Consider the following 461-nt stretch of genomic DNA (forward strand, 5'->3'; position numbering starts at 1 on the left):
GGCGGGGGCGGTCGGTGGGCAGCTCCGTACCGGCCGGGAGATCCGCCAGCCGGTCCCGCCAGTGGGCGAGTTGACTGCTGATACGGCTGTCCGGGTCCGTCTCACTGCCGAGCACGGTCCGTTGCCACACGGCGTAGTCGGCGTACTGCACCGGCAACGGCTCGAACCGCGGGTCCCGTCCGGCGCGGCGGGCCGCGTAGGCCGCGCCGATGTCCCGTGCCAGAGGGTCCATGGACCAGCCGTCGGCAGCGATGTGGTGCAGGACGACGAGGAGCACGTGCTCCGTCGGCGTCAGCCTCAGCAGCACGGACCGCAGCGGCAGTTGGGTGCCGAGGTCGAAGCCCCTGCCGGCCTCCTCGGTCATGGCCCGTTCCAGGGCAGCGGTGTCTTCGCCGACGTCCACCACGTCCAGATGCGGCCGGACGTCCTGCGCGTCCAGGATCCGCTGCACGGGTTCGCCG

The 461-nt window shown here is 72.5% G+C and carries 1 protein-coding gene; it reads right to left on the reverse strand.

What is annotated here, in order from left to right:
* On the reverse strand, positions 1 to 461 hold a 461-nt coding region (locus EHS43_RS45835; RefSeq protein WP_148104399.1), incomplete at both ends, for a condensation domain-containing protein.

It is taken from the genome of Streptomyces sp. RP5T, assembly GCF_003933965.1.
Classification (GTDB): domain Bacteria; phylum Actinomycetota; class Actinomycetes; order Streptomycetales; family Streptomycetaceae; genus Streptomyces.